We start from the raw sequence: 24,437 nt of genomic DNA, 5'->3' as shown, positions 1-24,437 counted from the left end.
GGCTGCCCGGCGCCGCGGGATCACCGCGCCGCACGCGTCAGGCGGCCTCCCAACTCGCGGACGCACGCCACCAGTTCGGCGGGCTCCTGGACCGTGAACTCATGGCCGAGCATGGCGAGCCGCACGGCCAGCCACTGAACGGGATCGCCGCTCGTGCCGCGCAGACGGCAGGTGGCGGCGTCGAGCGGCTCGGGCGGGCTCAACCAGGCGGGGAGCGCCGCGGCGACGGCCTCCGCGGGGGCGGCGAAGGTGACGGCGAAGTCGTAGGACTCCTGGTGCCGGCCGATGGACTGCCGCAGGTACTCCGCGGCGCTGCCCGTCGGCAGTTCCCGCGGCGCGAACCGCGCGCCCGTCGCGAAGGGTTCGCTGACCCGGTCGACACGGAAGGTGCGCCAGTCGGCGCGGTCGAGGTCGTAGGCGACGAGATACCAGCGGCGGCCGGTGGACACCAGCCGGTACGGCTCGGTCAGGCGGCGGGACTCGATGCCGTCCTTGGCCCGGTAGGCGAAGCGCAGACGTTCCTGGCCGGCCACCGTCGAGGCGATCACGGTGAGCGTCTCGGGTGCGATACTCGGGCCGTCGCCGCTGGTCAGGGCGGTCGTCGCGGCCTGGAGAGTGGTGACCCGGCGGCGCAGCCGGGACGGCAGGACCTGCTCCAGCTTGGCCAGCGCGCGCACGGACGCCTCGTCCACGCCCTCGACCGCGTGCCCGGCACCCGCCCGCAGGCCGACCGCGATGGCCACGGCCTCCTCGTCGTCGAGGACGAGCGGGGGCATCGCCTTGCCCGCGACGAGGCGGTAGCCGCCGTCGGAGCCCTTGGTGGCCTGGACGGGGTAGCCGAGTTCGCGCAGGCGGTCGACGTCGCGCCGGACGGTGCGCCGGGAGACGCCGAGCCGGTCGGCGAGCTCGCCGCCGGGCCATTCGCGGGGCGTCTGGAGCAGGGACAGCAACTGGAGGAGCCGAGCCGGGGTGTCCGTCGTCATGAGAACGAGGATGCCTCGGATCTAGGACACGATCTGACCTAATGAGGCTCTAGCTTTGTCTCATGACCTCCACCGAGACCACCTCCGCACCCGCCCCGGGCAGCTCGGGCAGCCCTCAGGGGCAGCCGGAGCCGAACGACCGGCGCCGCTGGTTCGCCCTCGCCATCGTCATGACGGCCGCCTTCATGGACCTCGTCGACGTCACGATCGTCAACATCGCCATCCCGTCCATCCAGCGGGACACCGGCGCCTCCTTCAGCCACATACAGTGGATCACCGCCGGATACGCCCTGGCCTTCGCCGCCGGGCTGATCACCGGTGGACGGCTCGGTGACATCCACGGCCGCAAGCGGCTGTTCCTCATCGGCATCGGCGGCTTCACCATCGCCTCCGCGCTGTGCGGCTTCGCGTCGGACCCGGACATGCTGGTCGCCGCGCGCATCCTGCAGGGCGGCATGGCGGCGCTGATGGTGCCCCAGGTGCTGGCGATCGTGCACGCGACCTTCCCGGCGCACGAACGCGGCAAGGTGTTCGGCCTGTTCGGCGCGGTCGTGGGCATGGGCGCGGTGCTCGGCCCGCTGCTGGGCGCGCTGCTGACGGAGTGGAACCTGTTCGGCCTTGAGTGGCGGCCGATCTTCCTCATCAACCTGCCTGTCGGCATCGCGGGCCTGCTCCTGGGCCGCGCGTTCATCACCGAGTCCCGCGCCCCGAAGGCGCTGAAGCTGGACCTGGTGGGCGTCGCGCTGGTGACCCTCGGTCTGCTGATGCTGCTCTACCCGCTCACCCGTGGCCGTGAGCTGGACTGGCCGCTGTGGGGATACCTCTCGATGGCGGGCTCGGTCCTGGTGTTCGGCGCGCTGGTCGCCTACGAGCGGTACAAGACCGCGCGGGACGGCTCCCCGCTGATCGAGCTGTCGCTGTTCCGCGTCAAGAGCTTCGCCGCGGGCATCGCCGTACAGATCGTCTTCGGTGTCGGGCTCGGCATCTTCTTCCTGGTGTGGACGCTGTACCTGCAGATCGGTCTGGGCTGGGGCCTGCTGAAGGCCGGTCTCACCGGGGTGCCGTTCTCCATCGCGGTGTCGGTGGCCGCGGGAATGTCCGTGCAGAAGCTGGTGCCCCGGTTCGGGCGCAAGGTGCTCCAGGCGGGCGCGCTGACGATGGCGGCCGGAGTGCTGCTCTACCTGTGGGAGTCCCAGCGGTTCGGGCTCGACATCACGCCCTGGCAGATGATCCCGCCGCTGGCCGTGATGGGTGTGGGCATGGGCCTGATCTTCGCCCCGCTCACCGACGCGGTCCTGTCCGAGGTGCCGCGCGAGCACGCCGGTTCGGCGTCCGGCCTCATCAACACGGTCACCCAAATGGGCAACGCGCTCGGGCTCGGCCTCGTGTCCGTCGTCTTCTTCGGGGTGATCGACGACAAGCCTGCTCCGGCGCAGGTGGGACCGGAGTTCGTGGACGCCTTCCAGAACGCGCTGGGGTGGGTCGTGGCCGTGATGGGCGCGATCTTCCTGCTGATGTTCGCGCTGCCCAAGCGGTCGGCCGAGCACGCGGAGGCCGCGGCGTTCGAAGGCGCCGGGGGTGTCGAGGGCATCGGCGGCGCGGAGGACGCCGCGGTCGCGAAGGGCGCGGACCAGGTGCCGGCCGGGGCCGTCGCGGCTGGTGCGCACGAGCACGGTCCGAAGGGCGCCTAGCGCTCGGCGAACCGAACCGGACTAAACCTCCGGACGGCCGAGGGGCCGTCCGCCACGGGCCGCCGCCCCTCCCGCGCAGTCGCGTCGCGGGAAGGGGCGGAGGCCCGTTTTCGCGCCGGTCCACGGCTTTTCGCGCCGGTCCACGGCGCACGCCACTGGCCGGCCGGGGCGGCGAGGCGCACCGGCCGCCGTGGCCCCTGGGGGCGGGCCGCCCCGAACAGCCGCGCCCCCGGACGGAGGAGGGGGTTCCCCGTCCCGGCCTCCGTCACCCGACGCGGCCCGGGTTCCCCCTTTTCCGCGCCTGTCACGCCGAGCAGGCGTGGTTTCACCGGCAGCCTGGACGGCGGTGCCCGCCTGCCCGTTTGCGGCGTGCTGCGCTTTTCGCGCTGTTTGGGGCAGGTTCACGGCACCTGGGCGAAAGCAAGCCAACTGCACCACCTGCGAGATACATCACGGTCCGCGATGAAGGCCCGGACCGTGGTGTCTACTGGGGTGTATGCCTGAGCATGTCTCGATCCTGCAGTGGGCGGGGGTGGCCGTCCTCGCCGTGGGCGCCGCCGCCTGCGCGGTCGGCCTGAGCCGCATGCTGCGTCGCGGCCGCTTCGAGGCCGCCGCACGGGCGCCACGCCCGGTCGGGCTGCCCGCGCTTCCACGCCAGCGGCGCGCGGGCCCCGAACTGGAGTCGGTCGAACTGACCGCGGCCGAGCGGGACGCCTTCGCGGGCCTCGTGCGGCAGTTCGCCGAAGGTCACTGAGCGCGGACGCGCCGCCGAGCCGGACAGACGCCTCGGGCGAGACTCAGGAGACCTGCGCCGCGCGCCGCTCCATCGCCTCGCGTGCCGCGTCCTCGCTGCCGTACACCTCGCACATGTGCCGTCCGTCGGGCGTGGCCGTGTGCTCGGCCTCCCACAGGGACAGCTCCCTGCCGTCACGCAGCAGGAACGCGTGCTCGTAGAGGGCGAATCCCAGCCCGATGCGCCCCGCGCGGCACGGCCGTCCGAACGCCTGGGTGATCTGGTGCGCGAACGCCGTGGCCAGCAGCGCCGCCGTCTCCGCGCCCGGCCGGTCCGGGTTCTCCGCCCGCCGCAGGAGCCGACGCGCGTGGTCCGCAGAGTCGTCGGGCACGTACGCGTGGCGCGGGCCGGGCGGGGGTGACTGCGGCGCGAGTGCCGGCAGTTCGAAGTCGGGGGCCGCAGGCGGCAGCGGGAGCCGGCCGGTGGCCGCGCGCAGCTCGTCCTCGTCGACGTACACCTCGTGCTGTGTCGCTCCCGACAAGGTGTTGTGCACCAGCTCCCACAGGGTGAGCGCCGAGCCGTCGGCCAGCAGCCAGGTGTGCCGGTACGTCTCCCGGTGCAGGCCCGCGCTGTGGTGGGCGGAGTGCAGCGAACTGTCGTGCGCCAGCGCGGAGTCGAGCTGTCGTAACACGTCGTCGGGCAGTTCGAAGGAGTTCAGGGCGCGGCCGAGCAGTCGCGCGAGATGCTCCTCCGGAGACTCCGGCGACTCGTGTGGTTCGTACGCTTCCGTGTCGTACGGAACGCTCAAGGTTTCTCCCGGCGTTGCTGCATGTCACCTTGTGGGTGCATACCGTAGCCCCTCGGTCGGACATCATGTCCGGGAACCGAGAAAACGTACGTGAGGGAAAACGGGTGGGTCGCCGGAGAAGTTCCCGCACGACCCGACACATTGTCAAAACCCGCTGTTCACAAGCTATTTACCCCGATGGCGACCGGTCAGACCGCGCTGCCCGCGACCCAGTCTCCCCACGCCATGTTCCAGCCGTTGAGCCCGTTGTCCGGGGCCACCGCCTTGTCGGCGGAGTTCTTCACGATCACCACGTCCCCGATGATCGAGTTGTCGAAGAACCACTTGCCCGGTGTGTCCCCCTGAGCGCCCTGGACGTCCTGGAGCCCCACGCAGCCGTGGCTGGTCCCCTCGCGCCCGAACGGCGGGTTGCCCTTGTCGTACCAGTAGTTGCCGTGGATGAACGTCCCCGAGCCGGTCAGCTGCATCGCGTGCGGCACGTCCGCGATGTCGTACTGCCCGGCGAAGCCGACCGTCGAGCCGTCCATCCGCGTCTGCTCGGCCTTGCTGGAGATCACCATCTGGCCGTTGTACGTGGTGTTCTCCGGACTGCCCGCCGAGATCGGGAGCGTCTTGAGGGTGCTGCCGTCCCGTACGACCGTCATCGTCTGCGCGGCCGCGTCGACCGTGGAGACCTGGGAGCGGCCGACGGTGAAGGTGACGGTCTTCTTCTGCACGCCGTAGGCGCCGTTCGCGCCTTCCACGCCGTCCAGGTCGATCTTCATCGTGACCTTCGAGCCGGCCTTCCAGTACTCCTGCGGCCGGAAGTCCAGCCGCTGCGAGCCGAACCAGTGCCCGACGACCTTCTGCCCGCTGTCCGACGTGACCGTGATGTGCGACTGCACGGCCTTCTTGTCGCTGATCTCCGTGTCGAAGGTGAACGACACCGGCATCCCCACGCCGACCGTCGTCCCCGCGTCCGGCAGATACGTCCCGATGTAGCTGTTCGCCTCCGAGACCGTGGTGAACCGGGCGTCCGCCGCGGCCGTCCGGCCCTGACCGTTCTTCGCGCTCGCCGCTATCCGGTACGCCGTGCCGCGTTCCAGCCGCTCCTTCGGCCGCCAGCTCGTGCCGTCCGCCGACATCGCCCCCGGCACGGCCTCGCCCGACTCCGCCTCCGTCATCCGTACGCTCGTCAGCCTGCCGTCGCTGACCTTCACACCGGTGGCGTTGATCGACGCGGCCGTCGAGCCGTCCTTCGCCGAGATCACGATCCGCGGCACCGTGTTCCGGGAGTCGCCTCCGCCGTTCTTGTCGTTGTCCGCGCTCGCGCTTCCACCGCACGCGGTCAGGGTGAGCGCGCCCACCGCCAGGGCGGCGCACGCCGTGATCAAGCGACGCGAGGCTATGTCCGGCGTTGTCACGGGCTGCTCCCAGTTCGTGTGATGTGTGTGATCCGCTCCGATGCGTGGGGAAAGAGGCGACCGGACGCGGGCGGGTTCCCGCCCTGTCGCCCCGCGGTCCATCGGTGACAGAACCGGGACAATCGGCCTGACGGGAGGGGCCGTTGGGGCATCCGGGGTTCCGAGCGGGGGCCCGCGCCGCTCACTCAACGGCGCCCGTACAACTCCTCGTACGACGGCCAGGCCCCGCCCGGACCCTCCACGGACTGCGCGGCACGCACGGCCCGGACGATGGCACGGGTCACCGTGTCGGCGCCCGCGGCGAGGATCTCGTTCAGCGCCAGCGGGTGCTCGGCGTCCAGCGGCCGTGCCCCGGCGGCCAGCGCGAACACCGTGTCGCCGTCGTTGAGCAGATGTACCGGCCGCACGGCGCGCGCGATGCCGTCGTGCGCGGTGCCCGCCAGCTTCTGCGCCTGCGCCCTCGACAGGTCCGCGTCGGTGGCGACCACCGCGAGCGTGGTGTTCAGGGGCGGCGGCGCGTTCCTCGCGGCGGCCTCGGCCAGGCGCCGCCGCGCGGCGGCATGGACGGGCGCCGCGGGCCGCTCCAGATGCCCCTCGAACAACTCCCCGTACAGCACGCCCGACTCGGGGTCCGCCGCCGAGCCCGCCGCGTTGGCCACCACCAGCGCGGCCACGGTGATCCCGGAGTCCAGCACCGTGCTCGCCGTCCCGATACCGCCCTTGAGCTGCCCGACCACCGCGCCCGTGCCCGCGCCCACGCTCCCCTCGGCCACCCGTGCCCCGGCCTCGCTCGCCGCGGCGGCCTCGACGGCGGCCCGTCCGGTGGCGGCGTCCGGCCGGGCCCGGAAGTCGCCGCCGCGGCCCAGGTCGAAGACGCAGGCGGCGGGCACGACGGGCACGACGTGCGCCGGGTCCGGGCCGACGGACACCCCGCGCCCCCGCTCCTCCAGCCAGGCCATCACCCCGGAGGCTGCGTCGAGCCCGTAGGCGCTGCCGCCGGTCAGCACGACCGCCTCGATCCTCTGCACCACGTTGCGCGGGTCGAGGGCGTCGGTCTCCTTGGTGCCGGGGCCGCCGCCCCGCACGTCGACGGCGGCGATCACCCCGCCCTCGGGTGCGAGGACGACCGTGGTGCCGGTGAGCCATCCGTCGCCGGTGCGCGTGGCATGCCCCACGCGCAGACCGGCGACGTCCGTCAGAGCGTCGACTGTCATGTGCTCCAGTCTTGCCCGGACGGGGGGCGCGTATGACCGTTCACGCGCGACGGCGCGGTGTCGGGCGACCGGGGGTGTCGGCACCGCACCACGGGCTCGGTGCGGGGCGGGCGTGGTGTCACGGCAGGGCGTGGTGTCAGGCCACCGGGGCGGCCGCTCTCGCCGCGTCGTCCCGCGCGGCCGTGCGGGCCGTCAGGGTGGTGCCGGCCGCCACCGCCAGCGCCGACACCAGGCCCGCCGCGAGCACGGCCCAGTCGCCGAGGAAGGTGCAGCAGATGACCGCCAGCGCCGTGGCGGGCAGCACGACCTGCTGGGCGATGCCCGCCTTGAAGTGGCGGGAGTGCAGCGCCCACACGGTGAGCAGATACAGGGCGGTCGGCAGGGTCACGGCGGCGGAGGCGGCCAGGGCGGAGATGTGCGCCTTGCCGACCGTCTGCTCGACGGCCACCTCCAGGCCCGCGCCGATCGCCGCCGCCGAGGCGAAGATCAGGTAGTGGCCGTAGCCCCACAGGAACGCCTGCCGGTTGGAGCGCAGGTGGCCGTGGATGGGCACCGCGAAGTAGATCCACCAGGCGGAGAAGACGATCAGCAGGCCGCCCGTCGCGATCGGCACCAGGTCGGCGAGGGCGTCGTGCTCCTCCACGCCCGTCTTCACGGCGACCGTGGCCGCCGCGACGGTCTCGCCGAGCACGATGATGGTGAACAGCCCGTACCGCTCGGCGATGTGGTGCGGATGCCAGGCGGTCGTCGCGCTGCGCTCCGCGAGGACCGGCACGCACAACTCGGCGATCGCCATCACCAGGAACACCCAGGGCCTGCCCCCTTCCGGGAAGAACAGCAGCCCCAGCCAGCCGACCTGGCAGAGCAGCACGCCGACCGCGTAGCGCACGGCCACGGTTCTCTCGACGCCCCGGGCCGAACCCGCGGCCCTGAGCCACTGCGCGGCCATGGCCGTGCGCATGATGGCGTAGCCGAGCCAGACGGCCACGAAGTCGTGGTCCTCGAACGCGCGCGAGACACCGGCCGCGAGCACCAGGACGCCGGAGATCTGGACGAGCGTGACCACCCGGTAGAGCACGTCGTCGTTGTCGTACGCCGAGGCGAACCAGGTGAAGTTCATCCAGGCCCACCAGATGGCGAAGAAGACCATCGCGTAGTCCATGATCCCGTCGCCCACGTGGTTCTCGGCGAGGGCGTGCACCAGCTGGGCGCCCGCCTGGGCGATGGCGACGACGAAGCACAGGTCGAAGAAGAGCTCCAGCGGGGAGGCGACCCGGTGGGCCTCGCGGCGGCCCCGGGCGGTCAGCCTGCGCAGCGGCCGGCCGGCGGTGGGCGGCCCGGAGTGCGCCGCCGGCGGAGTCGAACTGGATGTCATGTCTCCCAGCACAGCAGACACCGGCCGGAAAATCCTGTGCGTGGTTTCACAAACGAACAAAGGGCGTCCGGGTGTGAAGGGCAGGTCCGCGGACCCGTACGCTGGAGGCATGAGCACCGCATCCGCCCCCGAGCCGCGCGACCCGAAGGCCGCGCTGAACTTCGACGACCCGCTGTCCCAGCAGTCCTCGGACGACACGGACCGCGGGTGGGGCGAGCGGCCGGCCGGTGACAGTGCCGACGACCTCAAGCGCTTCCTGGACGAGAAGCCGCCGCACCACCTCTGAGCTGCCCACCACCACTGAGGGCCGTGCCGCCACCGGGTGCCGCGCCGCCTCTCGGCGCCGTACCACCACCTGGCGCGGCGCCACCTCCGAGTGCCGCGCCGCCCGGCCGTGGGGCGGACAGCCGGACGGGTCCGTGCCCCAGGGGCCGACCCGGCCCCGGCCGTCAGCGTTCGCTCTGGCCCGAGCCGCGCTGCGCGACCAGCGCGTCGCGGATCTCCTTGAGCACCTCCAGCTCGGTCACCTCGATGACCTCGTGGGCGCCCTCCTTGGCCTTGCGCTGGGCCTCCACCCGGGCCAGGTACTTCGCCATCGGCAGCACCATCAGGAAGTAGACCACCGCCGCGGTGATCACGAAGCTCAGCGTCGCTCCGAGCACCGAGCCCCACAGGATCGTCACGCCGCTCGTGACCGTCCCGTCGGCAGCCACCTCGCAGGGGCCTTTGAGGCAGGACCTGTAGCTGTCGAGGTTCTTGGTGCCGATCGCTCCGACCAGCGGGTTGATGACGCCCCTCACCACCGAGTTGACGATGTTGGTGAAGGCGGCACCGATGACCACCGCGACCGCCAGATCGATGACGTTTCCGCGCATCAGGAAGGCCTTGAAGCCTGCCCAGACGCCCGGATCCCTCTTCTCGCCCACTTCGGAGCCTCTCCTCGTGCACACAGGTTGTGGAACAAGCCGCTCCGCAACCTACGTCAGGGTGAGGCCATCCTGTCCAATTCAGTCGCTCCAAGGAGCGACTTGACAGCGAGTCATGCAAAGAAGGTCGGATTTCGTTCAGCACAGCGTCACCGCCAGCCGTGCCATGGCGCTCGCCCCGGCCAGCCGGGCCGCGGTGGCGCGCGGCACCGAGAGCACGACCAGCGCCCCGGTGTCCGCGGTCTCGGCGAGGGGCTCGGGCACCTTCGTGACCAGCGCCCCGCGGGCGATCACCTCCGCCTCGCCGCCCGTCGCAGTCTCCTGGGCGGCGATGACGTCGACGCGGTCGCCCGGGCGCAGCAGCCGCACCGTCGCGCCGTCGGCGATGCGCACCGGCGCGGTGACCGTCCGGACCGCCGCCCTGCGGTCCGGAGCCCGGTCCGGCACCGGATGGCCGCGGGCCTGCTCACCTCGGTGCGGGCCGGCCCCCGCGTGCGGCCCGGCCGCCACGAGCGCGGCCGCCGTCATGGCGAGCCCTGCCGAAAGGGCGCGCCTGCGATGCCGGAGGAGCCGGCCCAGTCGAGACCGCCCGCCGCGCACCCGCACGGGGGCGAAGTGCGGCACCTCGCACGTGGCCGGGGCGTCGCTGCCCGGCGGGTGCGCGGAGGAGTAGGAGGAGTAGGAGGAGTAGGGGGAGAAAGGGGGAGGGGACACAGTCACGGGAACCACCACCTGCGACGGGAATCGGTGTGCGGGCCTCCACGATGGGCCCCCGATCCGATGCCCCGCCCGAGCCGGTGGACGGGTGGCCGGTTGTGGACAACTCCCTCACCCGAACGGACGTTCCACCCGCCGGCCGCCTTGGGGCTACGGCAGGCGAACGGGACGTTCCGCCCACCGGCCGACTCGGGGCTACGGCAGCGCGAACCCCGGATCCATCCCACCCAGCGCGTTCACGCACAGACAGTCCCGCGCATCGTTCGCGGGCAGCGCGGCGACCGCGTCGAACAGCACACCCCGCAGCCGGTCCACGTTCTCCGCGAACACCCGCAGTACGTCGTCGTGCGAGACGCCCTCCCCGGTCTCCGCGCCCGCGTCCAGGTCGGTGACCAGGGTGAGCGAGGAGTAGCAGAGTTCGAGTTCGCGGGCCAGCGCGGCCTCCGGGTGACCGGTCATGCCGACGACCGACCAGCCCTGCGCCTGGTGCCACAGCGACTCGGCGCGGGTCGAGAAGCGCGGCCCCTCGATCACGGCCAGCGTGCCGCCGTCCACCGGCTCCCAGTCCCGGCCGCGCGCGGCCTTCAGCGCGGCCGTGCGACCGGCGGGGCAGTAGGGGTCGGCCAGCGACACGTGCACCACGTTCGGCACCGTGCCGTCCGGCAGCGGGAGCCCGTCGAAGTACGTTCCGACGCGTGACTTCGTACGGTCCACGAGCTGGTCGGGAACGAGGAGCGTGCCCGGCCCGTACTCCGGGCGCAGGCCGCCCACCGCACACGGAGCGAGGACCTGGCGAACACCGACCGAGCGCAGCGCCCACAGGTTGGCCCGGTAGTTGATCCGGTGCGGCGGCAGATGGTGGCCGCGGCCGTGCCGGGGCAGGAACGCGACTCGCCGGCCCGCGATCTCGCCGAGGAAGAGAGAGTCGCTCGGCGACCCGTACGGCGTGTCCACCTGGATCTCGGTCACGTCGTCGAGGAACGAGTAGAAGCCGGAGCCGCCGATTACACCGATGTCTGCGTTCGCCATGACGAGCACGGTAGCCCGCGCGGCCGTGGCGTGAGCGACCGGCACCGGAAACGCCGAGGACCCTGTCGTCGTACGGCGACAGGGTCCCGCGAGCGGGTGCGTCAGGCGGCGGAGGTGCCGGCCGAGCTCGTCGAGCCCGAGGACTTGGAGTCCGAGGACGATGACGACGTGGAAGAGGCGGGCGAAGAAGTCGACGAAGACGAAGACGAGGACGTCGACTTCGACGAGGACGCCGGCGAGCTGCTCGACGACGAGCCGCGGCTGTCGTTGCGGTAGAAGCCGGAGCCCTTGAAGACGATGCCGACCGCGGAGAACACCTTCTTGAGGCGACCGCTGCAGTTGGGGCACTCGGTCAGGGCGTCGTCGGTGAACTTCTGCACCGCCTCGAGGCCCTCGCCGCACTCGGTGCACTGGTACTGGTACGTCGGCACTGTCTTCCTCCTGGCACTCTCACTCGATGAGTGCTAACGACGGTCCATAGTGACGTATTCCCGGGGATCAGTCCACCGTCACCGGCACGCGGTGACCGACGCCACGCGCCACGGTGATGCCGCGGGGGCGTGCCACGAGGTGCGCACGCAGGGCGAGCACGGTCGCCAGGGCCAGCAGTGTGCCGCCCATCGGCACGAGGAATCCTGCACCGGTCCAGAAGCGGTCCTCCAACTGGCCGGCCAGGGTGACCGCGGCCGCCTGCCCGAGCGCCACCGCGCCCGTCAGCCAGGTGAAGGCCTCGGTGCGCGCACCGGCCGGGACCAGTCCCTCCACCAGCGTGTAGCCGGTGATCAGCGCGGGTGCGATGCACATGCCGACCAGCAGGCCGAGCCCGGCGAGCAGTGGTACGGAGTGCGCGGTCCACAGTCCGGACGCGACGAGCGCGAGCGCCGCGTAGCCGACGACCAGGCGCTGCCGGGGCGCGCCCTTCCAGGCGATGGCGCCGCAGGCGATGCCGGAGATCATGTTGCCCGCGGCGAAGGTCCCGTACAGGACGCCGTTCAGGCCCGGCTCGCCGATGGACTCGGTGAAGGCCGCGAGGGACACCTGCATGCCGCCGAAGACCGATCCGATGCCGAGGAAGGCCACGATCAGGACGCGCACTCCGGGTATGCGCAGCGCGGATTCGTGCTTCACGCGCGCGTGCCCGCCTGCGGCGACCTGGGGCTGCGTGCTCTTCTGCGCGGCGAACAGCAGGCCGCCCAGCAGGGTCAGCGACGCCTCGGTCACCAGTCCCGCGGCCGGGTCCACGGTCGTGCACAGTGCCGTCGCGAGCAGCGGGCCGACGACGAAGGTGAACTCGTCGGTGACCGACTCGAAAGCCGCCGCCGTCGTCATCAGGGGCGAGCCCTGGAGCCTCACGCCCCAGCGCGCGCGGACCATGGGCCCGACCTGCGGGACCGAGGCGCCTGTGGGGACGGCGGCGACGAACAGTGCCCACAGAGGCGCGTGGGCGAGCGCGAGCGCGGTGAAGGCCAGGCCGGACAGGGCGTGCACCAGGACGCCGGGGAGCAGTACGGCGCGCTGTCCGTAGCGGTCGGCGAGGCGCCCGGTGCAGGGCGCGAACAGGGCCATGGACACGCCGGTGACGGCCGCGGCGGCACCCGCCGCCCCGTACGAGCCGGTCGTGTGCTGCACGAGCAGCACGATCGAGAGGGTCAGCATCGCGAACGGCTGGCGCGCCGCGAATCCGGGGAGCAGGAACGTCCAGGCGCCGCGGGTGCGCAGCAGTTGCCCGTATCCGGGGCGGGAGGGTGCCGGCGAGTTCTCCGACGGCTCGGTGGTGACCGTGGACGCCACGGCCCGTGCCTTTCTGCCGCCTGGTAGCGCGGCCCCCTGCGGGTGGGGGGCGACGCCGAGAGCTGTCCTCTTGCGCGGAACTGCGGTAGATACCGGCGCCCCGTTGCGAGGAAGGCGTCGCGGCCGCCATACGGTCGCGCCAGCTCTGCGTCAGGCAGAGTTGGTTCGATCTAGTCTGCCTTCATCCTACAGGCGTCTACGCGCGTCACATCTGTGAAAGTGAGCACCATCGCGGCATCGGCCTGTGAATGAAGGCGGTGTGAACAGAGCGAAACGTGTCCTTAACGGCACATGCCGCCCCCGGTGAACCGGGCGGGAATGACCTGGCCCGCGCCCCCGCGTGCGTGCCCGGACCTCCTGAACCGGTGCGAGAGCCGCATCCGCTCCGAGCCCCCGCGCCCCCGCGTGCGTGCCCGGGACGCGACACGCGCACGCACCCGAGACGTCGCAAGCGACATCGCGCGCACCCGTGACATCGCAAGCGGCATCGCGCGCGTACCCGCGCGGTCAGTGTCCCCCGGACTCCTGGCCGTTCGTCCCCAGCCACCCGGCCAGCTTGCCGCCCTGGCCCACCGCGCGCAGCCGGCGCTCGGCGGCGTCGCGCACCGGGTCGGTGGCGACGACGAGCAGTTCGTCGCCCCGCCGCAGCACGGTCGAGGGCAGCGGCACGAACGACTTTTCGTCGCGGACGACGAGCGTGACGGCGGCACCGGCCGGCAGCCGGAGCTCGCTGACCTCGACGCCGTGCATCCTGGAGCCCTGGGGGATCGACACCGACAGCAGATGCCCGCGCAGACGTTCGAGAGGCGCGGACTCGATGCCGAGGTCGGTGGTCCCGGACCCGTCGCCGAGGCGCAGGGCGCGGGCGAGCCAGGGCAGGGTGGGGCCCTGGATGAGGGTGTAGACGACGACCAGCACGAAGACGATGTTGAACAGGGTGCGGCTGCCCTCGATGCCGCTCACCATGGGGATCGTCGCCAGGATGATGGGCACGGCGCCGCGCAGTCCGGCCCAGGACATCAGCGCCTGCTCCGGCCACGGCACCCGGAACGGGACCAGGCAGAGCACGACGCTGAGCGGCCGGGCCACCATGGTCAGCACGAGGCCGATGACGAGGGCGGGCCAGATGGCGTCGCCGAGCTCGTGCGGGGTGACGAGCAGGCCGAGCAGGACGAACATGCCGATCTGCGCGATCCAGCCGAGGCCCTCGGCGAAGCCGCGGGTGGCGGGCCAGTGGGGCAGCCGGGCGTTGCCCATCACCATCGCCGCGAGGTAGACGGCGAGGAAGCCGCTGCCGTGCCCCAGGGCGCCGGCGGCGTAGGCGGTCACGGCGATGGCCACGACGGCGATCGGGTAGAGGCCGGAGGCGGGCAGGGCCACGTGCCGCAGCGCCCAGGCGCCCAGCCAGCCCACCGCGAGACCGACGGCCGCGCCGATGGCCAGCTCCAGGACTATCTCGCCGATCAGGACGTACCAGTGCTCGACCGGACCCGCGGTGGAGAAGGCGACGACCAGGATGACCACCGGGGCGTCGTTGAAGCCGGACTCCGCCTCCAGGGTGCCCGCCACGCGCGCGGGGAGCGGAATTCTGCGCAGGACGGAGAACACCGCGGCCGCGTCGGTGGAGGAGACGACCGCGCCGATGATCAGCGCCTGACGCCATTCCAGCCCGATCAGATAGTGGGCGCCCGCGGCCGTGACGCCGACGCTCACCGCGACCCCGGCCAGTGCCAGCGCCGTGGCGGCCGGCATGACCGGTTTGATCTCCTTCCACTTCGTCCCGAGACCGCCCTCGGCCAGGATCACGACCAGGGCCGCGTACCCGATGACCTGGGTGAGCACGGCGTCGTCGAAGTGGATGTCGCCGACCCCGTCCTGACCCATCAGGACGCCGATGCCGACGTAGATGAGCAGGCTGGGGAGCCCGCTGCGCGAGGAGAGCCGGACCGCGGCCACGGCGACGAGCAGGACGAGCGAGCAGACGAGCAGGAGTTCGTTGAGGTCGTGGACTGTCAGTGGCCGTTCCCTTCCCTGGCTCGCGAGGGCATCACGCGCGCGTGAACGCTGATGTCCATCGGACACGAGATCAAGGAATCCCGCATCCAACTACTTCGTTACCTTACCTAACTCTTGACGCTTTCTTGACGCTCGACCGGGCAAGATCGAACATCCGTCCGCGCGGGTTTCCGACTCCGAGTCAAGGGGCGTCGGGCCCTGCGCCTATGGTTGCTCCAGCGCTCATTCAAAGTCACAGCCCGACCTGCCGCTCGCGTTAGGACAGCAAGGACAGCGATGCCCCCCAACACCACCGCCTCAACGGGTACCAAGCCCGCCAAGTCCGGCCGGAAGAAGGGGCGCAAAGCCCGTCTGTTCGTGCTCGTGCTGGCGCTGGCTCTCGTGGGCGGCGTCGCCTACGGCTCGTACTGGTCCATCAGCACCGTGCGCGCCAGCTTCCCGCAGACCGGCGGCACCATCACGATCGAGGGCCTCTCGGGGCCCGTCGACGTCAAGCGGGACGGCAACGGCATCCCGCAGATATACGCGTCCTCCGACGAGGACCTGTTCATGGCGCAGGGCTTCGTGCAGGCGCAGGACCGGTTCTACGAGATGGACGTGCGCCGGCATCTGACCTCCGGCCGGCTGTCGGAGATGTTCGGCGAGGGGCAGATCGAGAACGACGAGTTCCTGCGCACCCTGGGCTGGGACCGGGTGGCGAAGGAGGAGTACGACAGCAAGCTGTCCGATTCCACCAAGAAGTACCTCCAGGCGTACGCCAAGGGCGTCAACGCCTATCTGAAGGGCAGGCAGGGCGAGGACATCTCCCTGGAGTACGCGGCCCTCGGCTTCGCCAACGACTACAAGCCCGCCGAGTGGACCCCGGTCGACTCCGTCGCGTGGCTGAAGGCGATGGCGTGGGACCTGCGCGGCAACATGCAGGACGAGATCGACCGCGCCCTGATGACCAGCCGCCTCGGCCCCAAGCAGATCGCCGACCTGTACCCGGCCTACCCGTCCGGCCGCCACAAGGCGATCGTCCAGGAGGGCCGCTACGACGAGGGCACCGAGACGTTCGACGGGGACGGCGGCGAGAGCGACGGCGAGGGCGACGGCGAGGGCGACGGCGAGGGCGACGGCTCGGGCACCGACCCCGGCACCTCCGGCGACTCCGACGCCACGGGCGGCGGCACCGACGCCACGGGCGCCTCCGCGGACGGCGCGGCCCTGCAGACCCAGCTCTCGGGCCTCTACGACGTGCTGGAGGACCTCCCCGAGGCCGTCGGGGTGAACGGCAATGGCATCGGCTCCAACTCCTGGGTCGTCGGCGGCGCCCACACCATCACCGGCAAGCCGCTGCTCGCCAACGACCCGCACCTGTCGGCCTCGCTGCCGTCCGTCTGGTACCAGATGGGCCTGCACTGCCGCACGGTCTCGGAGGCGTGCGGTTTCGACGTCAGCGGCTACACCTTCGCGGGCATGCCCGGCGTGGTCATCGGCCACAACAAGGACATCGCCTGGGGCATGACCAACTCCGGCGTGGACGTCACCGACCTCTACCTGGAGAAGCTCACCGGCGACGGCTACCAGGTCGACGGCAAGGTCAAGCCGTTCAAGACGCGCGAGGAGACCATCAAGGTCGCCGGCGGCGAGTCCAAGACCATCGTCGTCCGCGAGACCGGCAACGGCCCGCTGCTCTCCGACCGCGACGACGAGCTGGTCAAGGTAGGCCGCAAGGCCACCGTCGACACCGCCGCCCCCGACCGCGGCGACGGCTACGGCATCGCCCTGCGCTGGACCGCGCTGGACGCGGGCACCTCCATGGACGCCGTGTTCGCGATGGACCGGGCGGCCGACTGGGACGGCTTCCGCGCCGCGGCCGCGCTGTTCGACGTGCCCTCGCAGAACCTCGTCTACGCCGACACCAAGAACCACATCGGCTACACCCTGCCCGGAAAGATCCCCACGCGCGCGCAGGGCCACAACGGCTCCGTCCCCGTGCCCGGCTGGAACTCCAGGTACCGCTGGCAGGGCTTCATCGGGCAGGACGAGCTGCCCTACGAGTTCGACCCCGCGCGCGGGTACATCGTCACCGCCAACCAGGCCGTGGTGGACAAGGGCGACTACCCGTACACCCTCACCACCGACTGGGGCTACGGCACCCGCAGCCAGCGCATCAACGACCTGGTCGAGTCGAAGATCAAGGGCGGCGGCAAGATCTCCACCGACGACATGCGGCAGATGCAGCTGGACAACAGCAGCGAGATCGCCAAACTGCTCGTCCCCATGCTGCTGAAGATCGACATCAGTGACCCGGACGTCCGCCAGGCGCAGAAGCTCCTGGAGGGCTGGGACTACACCCAGGACGCCGACTCCGCGGCCGCCGCGTACTTCAACTCGACCTGGCGCAACATCCTCAAGCTCGCCTTCGGCAACAAGCTGCCCAGGGAACTGCGCGCCAAGGGCCAGTGCCTGTGGGTCGAGCCGACCGACACCACCGGCCCGGCCGACGAGAACCGCAAGGTCCGCGAGTGCGGCCAGCGCGACGCCGACCAGGCCCAGCCGGACGGCGGCGACCGCTGGTTCGAGGTCGTGCGAGGCCTCGTGGACGACGAGGACAGCGACTGGTGGACCACGCCGGAGGTCGGCACGCGCGACGGCGCGGCCAACCGCGACGACCTGTTCAAGCGCGCCATGGTCGACGCCCGCTGGGAGCTGACCGCCAAGCTCGGCAAGGACATCGACACCTGGAGCTGGGGCCGGCTGCACCGCCTGTTCCTGAAGAACCAGACCCTCGGCACCGAAGGCCCCGGTTTCCTGGAGTACATGCTCAACCGCGGCCCGTGGAAGCTCGGCGGCGGCGAGGCCACGGTCAACGCCACCGGCTGGAACGCCGCCGGAGGCTACGGCGTCGTCTGGGTGCCCTCGATGCGCATGGTGGTGAACCTCGGCGACCTCGACAAGTCGCGCTGGATCAACCTCACCGGCGCCTCCGGGCACGCCTACAGCGCCCACTACACCGATCAGACGGACAAGTGGGCCGAGGGCGAGCTGCTGCCGTGGGCGTTCACGGAGAAGGCGGTCGACGACAGGACGAGCGACACCCTGACCCTGAAGCCGTGACCTCGCCCGGCGTCGCCCCTTCCTGACGGCGCCGGACACGAATGGCCCTCCACGCGCGCGTGGAGGGCCATCGCGTTGTCAGTGCCGCGTGAGACATACATCACGCGCCGGCGGACCGTCCCGCGCGTTCCGCGCCCCGGTCAGGAGCCGGGCCGGAAGCGGCGTACGCCGGACGGGGTGACCACCGCCTGGACGGGCCGGTCGTGCGCCTCCCCGGGGACGCGCTCGACGACCTCGCTGTCGTAGAGGAGCACCACCAGGGCGGGCCGGGCCTGCGCGCGCTCCAGCCGGGCGAGCACGCGGTCGTAGGAGCCGCCGCCGCGGCCGAGGCGCATCCCGCGGGCGTCGACGGCGAGTCCGGGCAGCAGGACGGCGTCCGCGGAGGTGACGGCGTCCGGGCCGAGGCGCTCGCCGGAGGGTTCCAACAGGGCCATCTTCCCGCCGTGTTGGACGCTCGTGAGAGAAGCCGGACCGTCGTACGTACCCCAGTCGAGGTCGTTGTCGGGCAGGAGGGCGGGCAGCAGCACGCGCACGCCCCGCGCGCGCAGCGCGTCCAGCAGCGCGAGGGTGCCCGGCTCGGTGCCCACGGAGACGTATGCCGCCACCGTGCGCGCCTGCGCCAGCTCGGGGAGGTCGAGTGCGTGTTCGGCGAGGTCGGCGGCCGCGTCCCGTACGACATCTGCCGTCAACCTGTTCCTCACCGACAGGAGTTCTCGTCGCAACATTCTCTTGTCAGTCTCGCTAGGACGTCCGAACTGCCTCACTGGTTCCTCCTGTTCCGGTCCAATGCGCTCATATGAGAGCCAATTAACCGGAGCCACAGATCTCTCTCAAAGGCACCGGATAAGGTTGCGGCCATGACTCAGGCGCACCCCAGGATCAGCAAGGCCGTCATCCCCGCAGCAGGCCTCGGCACCCGGTTCCTGCCGGCCACCAAAGCCACTCCCAAGGAGATGCTGCCGGTCGTTGACAAGCCTGCGATCCAGTACGTGGTCGAGGAGGCGGTGTCCGCGGGCCTCGACGACGTCCTCATGATCACGGGTCGCAACAAGCGTCCCCTGGAGGACCACTTCGACCGCAACTACGAGCTGGAGTCGGCCCTGCAGAAGAAGGGCGACGCCGAGCGACTGGCCAAGGTACAGGAGTCCAGCGACCTGGCGACCATGCACTACGTCCGCCAGGGCGACCCCAGGGGCCTGGGTCACGCGGTGCTGTGCGCCGCCCCGCACGTCGGCCACGAGCCCTTCGCGGTGCTCCTCGGCGACGACCTGATCGACCCGCGCGACCCGCTGCTCCAGCGCATGATCGAGGTCCAGGAGCAGCACGGCGGCAGCGTCGTGGCGCTCATGGAGGTCGCGCCCGAGCAGATCCACCTCTACGGGTGCGCCGCCGTGGAGGCGACCGCCGAGGGTGACGTCGTGAGGGTCAACGGCCTGGTCGAGAAGCCCGACGCGGCCGACGCGCCGTCGAACTACGCCATCATCGGCCGCTACGTCCTCGACCCGCACATCTTCGAGATACTGCGCAAGACCCAGCCCGGCCGCGGCGGCGAGATCCAGCTGACCGACGCCCTCCAGCAGCTCGCCGAGACGTACTCGTCGTCGGCCACCCCCGCGGGGAAGGCCGGCGGCCCGGTGCACGGCGTCATCTTCCAGGGCCGCCGCTATGACACCGGAGACCGCGGCGACTACCTGCGTGCCATTGTCAGACTCGCGTGCGAACGTGAGGACCTGGGACCGGACTTCCGGTCCTGGCTCCGCAGTTACGTCACCGAGGAGATGTAGCACTTTGAGCACCGCCGCGCCCCGTTCCGCCGGCCAGGACCACCTGTGGTCGGTCGACGAACACCTGGAGGACATCCTCGCGACCGTCCGCCCCCTCGAACCCATCGAGCTGCAACTGCTCGACGCCCAGGGCTGTGTCCTGGTCGACGAGGTCACGGTGCCGCTCTCGCTGCCGCCGTTCGACAACAGCTCCATGGACGGGTACGCGGTGCGGGTCGCCGATGTCGCGGGCGCGAGCGAGGAGTTCCCGGCCGTCCTGGAGGTCGTCGGGGACGTGGCCGCCGGCCAGGCCGAGCTGCTGCACGTCGGCCCCGGCCAGGCCGCCCGGATCATGACCGGCGCCCCGCTGCCGCCGGGCGCCGAGACGGTCGTGCCGGTCGAGTGGACCGACGGCGGGCTCGGCGAGGGCCCGGCGACCGGCATGCGCGCGAGCAGCCTCGCCCCCGAGGGGGCGAGCGGGCAGGTCCAGGTCCACCGGCCGGCCGAGGCACGCGCGCACGTGCGCGCCCAGGGCAGCGATGTGAAGGCCGGTGACCGCGCCCTCGCCGCGGGCACCGTTCTCGGACCGCCGCAGATCGCGCTGCTCGCCGCGATCGGCCGCGGCACGGTTCGGGTGCGCCCGCGCCCGCGCGTGGTGGTGATCTCCACCGGCAGCGAGCTCGTCCAGCCGGACGAGGCCCTGGCCGGCGGCCAGATCTACGACTCCAACAGCTTCGCCCTCACCGCGGCGGCCCGGGACGCCGGCGCCATCGCCTACCGGGTGGGCGCGGTCGCCGACGACGCCGAGATCCTGCGCACCACCGTCGAGGACCAGCTGGTCCGCGCCGACCTGATGGTCACCACCGGCGGGGTGAGCGTGGGCGCCTACGACGTCGTCAAGGAGGCCCTGTCGCACGTCGGCGACGAGGACGAGGCGGGCAGCGGCATCGAGTTCCGCAAGCTCGCCATGCAGCCCGGCAAGCCGCAGGGCTTCGGTTCCATCGGCCCCGACCACACCCCCCTGCTGGCGCTGCCCGGCAACCCGGTGTCGTCGTACGTCTCCTTCGAGCTGTTCGTGCGCCCGGCGATCCGCACGCTCATGGGCCTCGACGACGTCCACCGGCCGCGCACCCGGGCCACCCTGTCCGGCGACCGGCCGCTGACCTCGCCCAAGGGCCGCCGGCAGTTCCTGCGCGGGTCCTACGCCGACGGCGCGGTGACCCCGGTCGGCGGTGCCGGGTCCCACCTGGTCGCGGCTCTGGCGCAGGCCGACGCGCTGATCGTCGTCCCCGAGGACGTGGAGTCCGTCGAACCCGGCAGCGAGGTCGAGGTCGTACTGCTCGGCTGAGCGCACCCGCGCGGGCCCGGCGAACCTGCTCCGCCAAGCGTGACGAAGTGGCGGTACCGTGTCGCGCACAGCAGGCCCGTGCGCCGCACCGCGACGGGCCCGGACCGGGAGCGCCACACAGCATGAGCACGCAAGGCCGACTGACGCACATCGACGAGGCGGGCGCCGCCCGTATGGTCGACGTATCCGGAAAGGACGTGACCGCGCGCACCGCGCGCGCGAGCGGCCGGGTGCTCGTCTCACCCCAGGTGGTGGAACTGCTGCGCGGGGAGGGTGTGCCCAAGGGGGACGCCCTGGCCACCGCGCGGATCGCGGGCATCATGGGCGCCAAGCGCACACCGGATCTCATTCCTCTGTGCCACCCGTTGTCGGTGTCCGGTGTGACACTGGATCTGTCGGTCGCGGACGACGCCGTGGAGATCACCGCCACGGTGCGGACGACGGACCGCACGGGCGTCGAGATGGAGGCCCTCACCGCGGTCTCCGTCGCCGCGCTCACCGTGATCGACATGGTCAAGGCGGTCGACAAGGGAGCGGTCATCACGGACGTGCGGGTGGAGGAGAAGACGGGCGGCAAGTCGGGCGACTGGAGCCGGGCATGACACTGGACGCCTCAGTGGGCGGCGCGTTGGTCGCGCCGTACGCCGCGCTTGTCGTGACCGCCTCCAACCGGGCCGCCGCCGGGGTCTACGAGGACAAGGGCGGCCCGCTGGTCGCCGACGGCCTCAAGGGCCTCGGATTCGCCGTCGACGGGCCGCAGGTGGTGCCCGACGGCGATCCCGTCGAGGCCGCGCTGCGGGCCGCCGTCGAGGCCGGTTACGACGTCGTCGTCACCACCGGCGGGACGGGCATCTCGCCCACCGACCGCACACCCGAGGCGACCCGCGAGGTGATCGACCGCGAGGTGCCGGGCATCGCCGAGGCCATCCGGGCGTTCGGAAGGGAGAAGGTGCCGACCGCCGCGCTCTCCCGGGGACTGGCCGGAGTGGCGGGCGCCACGCTGATCGTCAACCTGCCGGGCTCCACCGGCGGGGTGAGGGACGGGCTCGCCGTCCTGGAACCCCTGCTGAGGCACGCCGTCGACCAGATCCGCGGCGGGGACCACCCCAGACCCGGCTCCGGCAGTGGGGGTGCGAGCTGAACAGCCCATCCTGGCCTGTCGTGCTGGCGGACGGAGACGTCGTCCTCCGGCCGATAAAGCTGCGCGACCAGCGGGCCTGGCGCGAGGCCAACCGGCGCAACCGGGACTGGCTGCGCCCCTGGGAGGCGACCATCCCGCCGCCCACCCCGAGCGGGCCGATCGCGCACCGGCCGACCTATCGCCAGATGGTCCGGCACCTGCGCTCGGAGGCGAACTCGGGGCGGATGCTCCCGTTCGTGATCGAGTACCAGGGACGGCTGACCGGTCAGCTGACGGTCGCCGGGATCACCTGGGGCTCGATGTGCTCCGGGCACATCGGCTACTGGGTGGACCAGGGGGTGGCAGGGCGGGGAGTGATGCCGACGGCGGTCGCGCTGGTCGTGGACCACTGTTTCCGCAGCGTCGGGCTGCACCGCATCGAGGTCTGCATTCGCCCCGAGAACGCGCCCAGCCGCCGGGTCGTGGAGAAACTCGGATTCCGCGAGGAGGGGCTGCGGCCCCGTTATCTCCACATCGACGGCGCCTGGCGCGACCATCTCGTCTACGCGCTGACGGCCGAGGAAGTCCCGGACGGGCTGATGAACCGCTGGCGGCGCACCCGCTCGGCGAGCGGGGCGCGCGACGAGCGGAGTGCGCCTCCCGACCGGCGGAACACGCAGGGGAATCCCGCATAGCCCGGAAAATTGAATGCGTGTTCGATAATGACCGGTCGGCGACCGGTTCGAGGCAATCAATTCGCCTCCTGTGCGGGCCACTGATCGCATCGGTCACAAGAAAAGTTCGAAATATCAGCCAGATCGTGCGACACACCGGCCCAATTGGCGGATGGCCTCACGCAAACCCCTCTACCGTGTGAGGCGTGAGCAGCAGCGGCCTCATCTACGCAGTCATTGTCGGGGCCTGGGCCGCCTACTTGGTGCCGATGTGGCTCCGTAGGCAGGACGAGCTGAACGAGGCCCGTCCGACGGAACGCTTCAGCACCGCCATCCGGTTGCTGTCCGGACGGGCGGGCATGGAGCGCCGGTACGCCAAGGACCGGGCGCGCTCCGCCGACGTGGGGGAGCCTGGCTTCGACGACCCGGACGGGGTCACCGACTCGGTGGACGTCCGGGCCTTCGCCATGCCTCCGACGCGCCCGCAGACGGCGGCCCAGGTGCCCGGAGCGTCCGGCCGCGGACCGTCGGGAGCGGCCGGCGGTGCCCCGGCGGGAGCGTCGGGTCACGCCCCTTCCGGCCACGCCCCTTCCGGCCACGCCCCTTCCGGACACGCCCCTTCCGGACACGCCCCTTCCGGCCATGCCTCTTCCGGACACGCCCCTTCCGGCCACGCCTCTTCCGGACACGCTCCGTCCTCCCGCGCGGCCGAAGCCCCGTCCGCCCGTGGTGCCGACGCCCCGTCCGCCCGTGCGGCGGACTCCGCGCCCGCCCGTGGTGCCGGTTCCGCGTCGGCGCGCAGGCCCGTGCCGGGTGCCCGGCGTGCGCCCGGTGGGCCCGCCGCCGCCGCGCGCGCCGAGCGCGCCGAGCGCTCCAAGGCGCTCGCCCGCCGTCGGCGTACGACCGTGCTGCTCTTCGTCGCGTTCACGCTGGGCGCGATCGTCGCGGCCGTGGGCGGGCTGGCGTTCCTGTGGGCGCCGGGCGTGCCCGCGGTGCTGCTCAGCACGTACATCGCGTATCTGCGCTCGCAGGAGCGGCGCCGGTTCGCGTACCAGATGGACCGCCGGCAGGCCGAGGCCGCGGCCCAGCGGCTGCGCGAGCGGGCCCGCCAGCCGCGCCGGCCCGCCGCGGAGCCGGTGGCCGACGACGCCGAGGAGCCCGAAGAAGCGGGCGAACCCGAGGAGGACCCCGGGCTGTCGGCGCTGGCGGCGGACCGCCGGGCACTGGTGGAGCAGACCGACCACGCCGAGTGGGTCGACCAGCAGCGGGAGCGCCAGCGCGGGCCCGGCCGGGGTGACAGCTGGGAGCCGGTGCCGGTGCCCCTGCCGACGTATGTGACCGCGCCGGTCGCCCCGCGCGCCACCTCCGACATCGACCTCGGGGCGCCGGGCATCTGGAGCTCGGCACGGTCGAGCACGGTCGCGGGCGAGCAGGAGACGGGCGCCGCCGAGCGGGCCGACGAGCTGCGCGCCGAGGACCGGGCGGACGGTGCCGACGGCTCCGACGGGGCGGACGCCGATGACCGCCCCGCCGAGGGTGACGGCCGCGGTGACGCGCGCCGGGCCGCCTCGGCGCGCCGGTCGCGGGAGCGGGGCCGTACGCCCCTGTTCGACCAGTACGAGGACGGCGGACGGCCGCGGGCCGCCAACGAATGACGGTCCCGGTCCGCTCGCCGCGGCCGACCGCCGCGACCAGGCACCCTGCCGGGAACGGATTTCCAAGCACCGCGATCGGGATGCTAGAG

At 72.0% G+C, this 24,437-nt stretch carries 22 protein-coding genes; 10 read left to right on the top strand and 12 right to left on the bottom strand.

Annotated elements, in window-relative coordinates; genetic code table 11:
- Window positions 1-20 precede the first annotated feature (20 nt).
- Complete coding sequence (locus tag ABZZ79_RS21820; RefSeq protein WP_356691140.1) at window positions 21-983, bottom strand: WYL domain-containing protein; 963 nt, start codon at window positions 981-983, stop codon at window positions 21-23.
- Window positions 984-1,045: 62 nt separating this feature from the next.
- Between ABZZ79_RS21820 and ABZZ79_RS21815 the strand changes: the two genes are divergently transcribed.
- On the top strand, window positions 1,046-2,674 hold the full coding sequence (locus tag ABZZ79_RS21815; protein WP_356691138.1) for an MFS transporter: 1,629 nt from the start codon (window positions 1,046-1,048) through the stop codon (window positions 2,672-2,674).
- Window positions 2,675-3,170: 496 nt separating this feature from the next.
- Window positions 3,171-3,428: a hypothetical protein gene (locus tag ABZZ79_RS21810; RefSeq protein WP_356691136.1), complete on the top strand. Its 258-nt coding sequence runs from the start codon at window positions 3,171-3,173 to the stop codon at window positions 3,426-3,428.
- A 43-nt stretch (window positions 3,429-3,471) separates the two neighbouring features.
- Here ABZZ79_RS21810 and ABZZ79_RS21805 read toward each other — a convergent pair whose 3' ends face one another.
- From ABZZ79_RS21805 to ABZZ79_RS21790, 4 genes are all read right to left on the bottom strand, one after another.
- Window positions 3,472-4,215: a DUF6227 family protein gene (locus tag ABZZ79_RS21805; RefSeq protein ID WP_356691134.1), complete on the bottom strand. Its 744-nt coding sequence runs from the start codon at window positions 4,213-4,215 to the stop codon at window positions 3,472-3,474.
- 188 nt (window positions 4,216-4,403) lie between these two features.
- Window positions 4,404-5,618, bottom strand: a complete 1,215-nt coding sequence (locus ABZZ79_RS21800; RefSeq protein ID WP_356691132.1) for an Ig-like domain-containing protein — start codon at window positions 5,616-5,618, stop codon at window positions 4,404-4,406.
- Between the two features lie 185 nt (window positions 5,619-5,803).
- Window positions 5,804-6,832 (bottom strand): P1 family peptidase, encoded by a 1,029-nt coding sequence (locus tag ABZZ79_RS21795; RefSeq protein ID WP_356691130.1) that lies wholly within the window; start codon window positions 6,830-6,832, stop codon window positions 5,804-5,806.
- A 136-nt stretch (window positions 6,833-6,968) separates the two neighbouring features.
- On the bottom strand, window positions 6,969-8,207 hold the full coding sequence (locus ABZZ79_RS21790) for a low temperature requirement protein A (RefSeq protein WP_356691128.1): 1,239 nt from the start codon (window positions 8,205-8,207) through the stop codon (window positions 6,969-6,971).
- 109 nt (window positions 8,208-8,316) lie between these two features.
- Here ABZZ79_RS21790 and ABZZ79_RS21785 point away from each other — a divergent pair, with 109 nt between their 5' ends.
- Entirely contained in the window at window positions 8,317-8,493 is a 177-nt protein-coding gene (locus ABZZ79_RS21785; protein ID WP_356691126.1) for a hypothetical protein, read from the top strand.
- A 163-nt stretch (window positions 8,494-8,656) separates the two neighbouring features.
- On the opposite strand, the gene mscL is transcribed toward ABZZ79_RS21785, so the two are convergent.
- From mscL to ABZZ79_RS21755, 6 genes are all read right to left on the bottom strand, one after another.
- On the bottom strand, window positions 8,657-9,133 hold the full coding sequence (gene mscL / locus ABZZ79_RS21780; protein WP_356691124.1) for a large conductance mechanosensitive channel protein MscL: 477 nt from the start codon (window positions 9,131-9,133) through the stop codon (window positions 8,657-8,659).
- A 138-nt stretch (window positions 9,134-9,271) separates the two neighbouring features.
- Entirely contained in the window at window positions 9,272-9,847 is a 576-nt protein-coding gene (locus ABZZ79_RS21775) for a hypothetical protein (RefSeq protein WP_356691180.1), read from the bottom strand.
- A 198-nt stretch (window positions 9,848-10,045) separates the two neighbouring features.
- Window positions 10,046-10,879 carry an S-methyl-5'-thioadenosine phosphorylase gene (locus tag ABZZ79_RS21770; RefSeq protein ID WP_356691122.1) on the bottom strand — a complete coding sequence of 278 codons (834 nt, stop codon included), beginning with the start codon at window positions 10,877-10,879 and terminating at the stop codon, window positions 10,046-10,048.
- Between the two features lie 101 nt (window positions 10,880-10,980).
- The gene (locus ABZZ79_RS21765; protein WP_356691120.1) at window positions 10,981-11,310 is read right to left on the bottom strand and encodes an FmdB family zinc ribbon protein; all 330 of its coding nucleotides are present in this window, start codon (window positions 11,308-11,310) and stop codon (window positions 10,981-10,983) included.
- Window positions 11,311-11,377: 67 nt separating this feature from the next.
- Window positions 11,378-12,670 carry an MFS transporter gene (locus tag ABZZ79_RS21760; protein WP_356691118.1) on the bottom strand — a complete coding sequence of 431 codons (1,293 nt, stop codon included), beginning with the start codon at window positions 12,668-12,670 and terminating at the stop codon, window positions 11,378-11,380.
- Between the two features lie 507 nt (window positions 12,671-13,177).
- Window positions 13,178-14,752, bottom strand: a complete 1,575-nt coding sequence (locus ABZZ79_RS21755; RefSeq protein WP_356691116.1) for a potassium/proton antiporter — start codon at window positions 14,750-14,752, stop codon at window positions 13,178-13,180.
- A gap of 210 nt (window positions 14,753-14,962) precedes the next feature.
- On the opposite strand from ABZZ79_RS21755, the gene ABZZ79_RS21750 reads away from it, so the two are divergent.
- Window positions 14,963-17,788: a penicillin acylase family protein gene (locus ABZZ79_RS21750; protein WP_356691114.1), complete on the top strand. Its 2,826-nt coding sequence runs from the start codon at window positions 14,963-14,965 to the stop codon at window positions 17,786-17,788.
- 140 nt (window positions 17,789-17,928) lie between these two features.
- On the opposite strand, the gene ABZZ79_RS21745 is transcribed toward ABZZ79_RS21750, so the two are convergent.
- Complete coding sequence (locus ABZZ79_RS21745) at window positions 17,929-18,513, bottom strand: 5-formyltetrahydrofolate cyclo-ligase (RefSeq protein ID WP_356691112.1); 585 nt, start codon at window positions 18,511-18,513, stop codon at window positions 17,929-17,931.
- Window positions 18,514-18,645: 132 nt separating this feature from the next.
- Here ABZZ79_RS21745 and galU point away from each other — a divergent pair, with 132 nt between their 5' ends.
- The 6 genes from galU (at window position 18,646) to glpR (ending at window position 24,348) form a co-directional block, all read left to right on the top strand.
- Window positions 18,646-19,572: a UTP--glucose-1-phosphate uridylyltransferase GalU gene (gene galU, locus ABZZ79_RS21740; RefSeq protein WP_356691110.1), complete on the top strand. Its 927-nt coding sequence runs from the start codon at window positions 18,646-18,648 to the stop codon at window positions 19,570-19,572.
- Window positions 19,573-19,576: 4 nt separating this feature from the next.
- A complete protein-coding gene (gene glp / locus ABZZ79_RS21735) occupies window positions 19,577-20,899 on the top strand; it encodes a gephyrin-like molybdotransferase Glp (protein WP_356691108.1) in 1,323 nt (440 codons plus the stop codon).
- 122 nt (window positions 20,900-21,021) lie between these two features.
- Entirely contained in the window at window positions 21,022-21,501 is a 480-nt protein-coding gene (gene moaC, locus ABZZ79_RS21730; RefSeq protein WP_356691106.1) for a cyclic pyranopterin monophosphate synthase MoaC, read from the top strand.
- Entirely contained in the window at window positions 21,498-22,040 is a 543-nt protein-coding gene (locus ABZZ79_RS21725; RefSeq protein ID WP_356691104.1) for a MogA/MoaB family molybdenum cofactor biosynthesis protein, read from the top strand. Before moaC ends, ABZZ79_RS21725 begins: the two co-directional genes overlap by 4 nt.
- A gap of 20 nt (window positions 22,041-22,060) precedes the next feature.
- Entirely contained in the window at window positions 22,061-22,714 is a 654-nt protein-coding gene (locus ABZZ79_RS21720; RefSeq protein WP_356691103.1) for a GNAT family protein, read from the top strand.
- Between the two features lie 185 nt (window positions 22,715-22,899).
- Entirely contained in the window at window positions 22,900-24,348 is a 1,449-nt protein-coding gene (glpR, locus tag ABZZ79_RS21715; protein WP_356691101.1) for a gephyrin-like molybdotransferase receptor GlpR, read from the top strand.
- Window positions 24,349-24,437 lie beyond the last annotated feature (89 nt).

Origin of the sequence: Streptomyces sp. NPDC006458 (genome assembly GCF_040612135.1) — a bacterium.
GTDB lineage: Bacteria > Actinomycetota > Actinomycetes > Streptomycetales > Streptomycetaceae > Streptomyces.
This window is presented reverse-complemented; position numbering and strand designations above follow the sequence as displayed.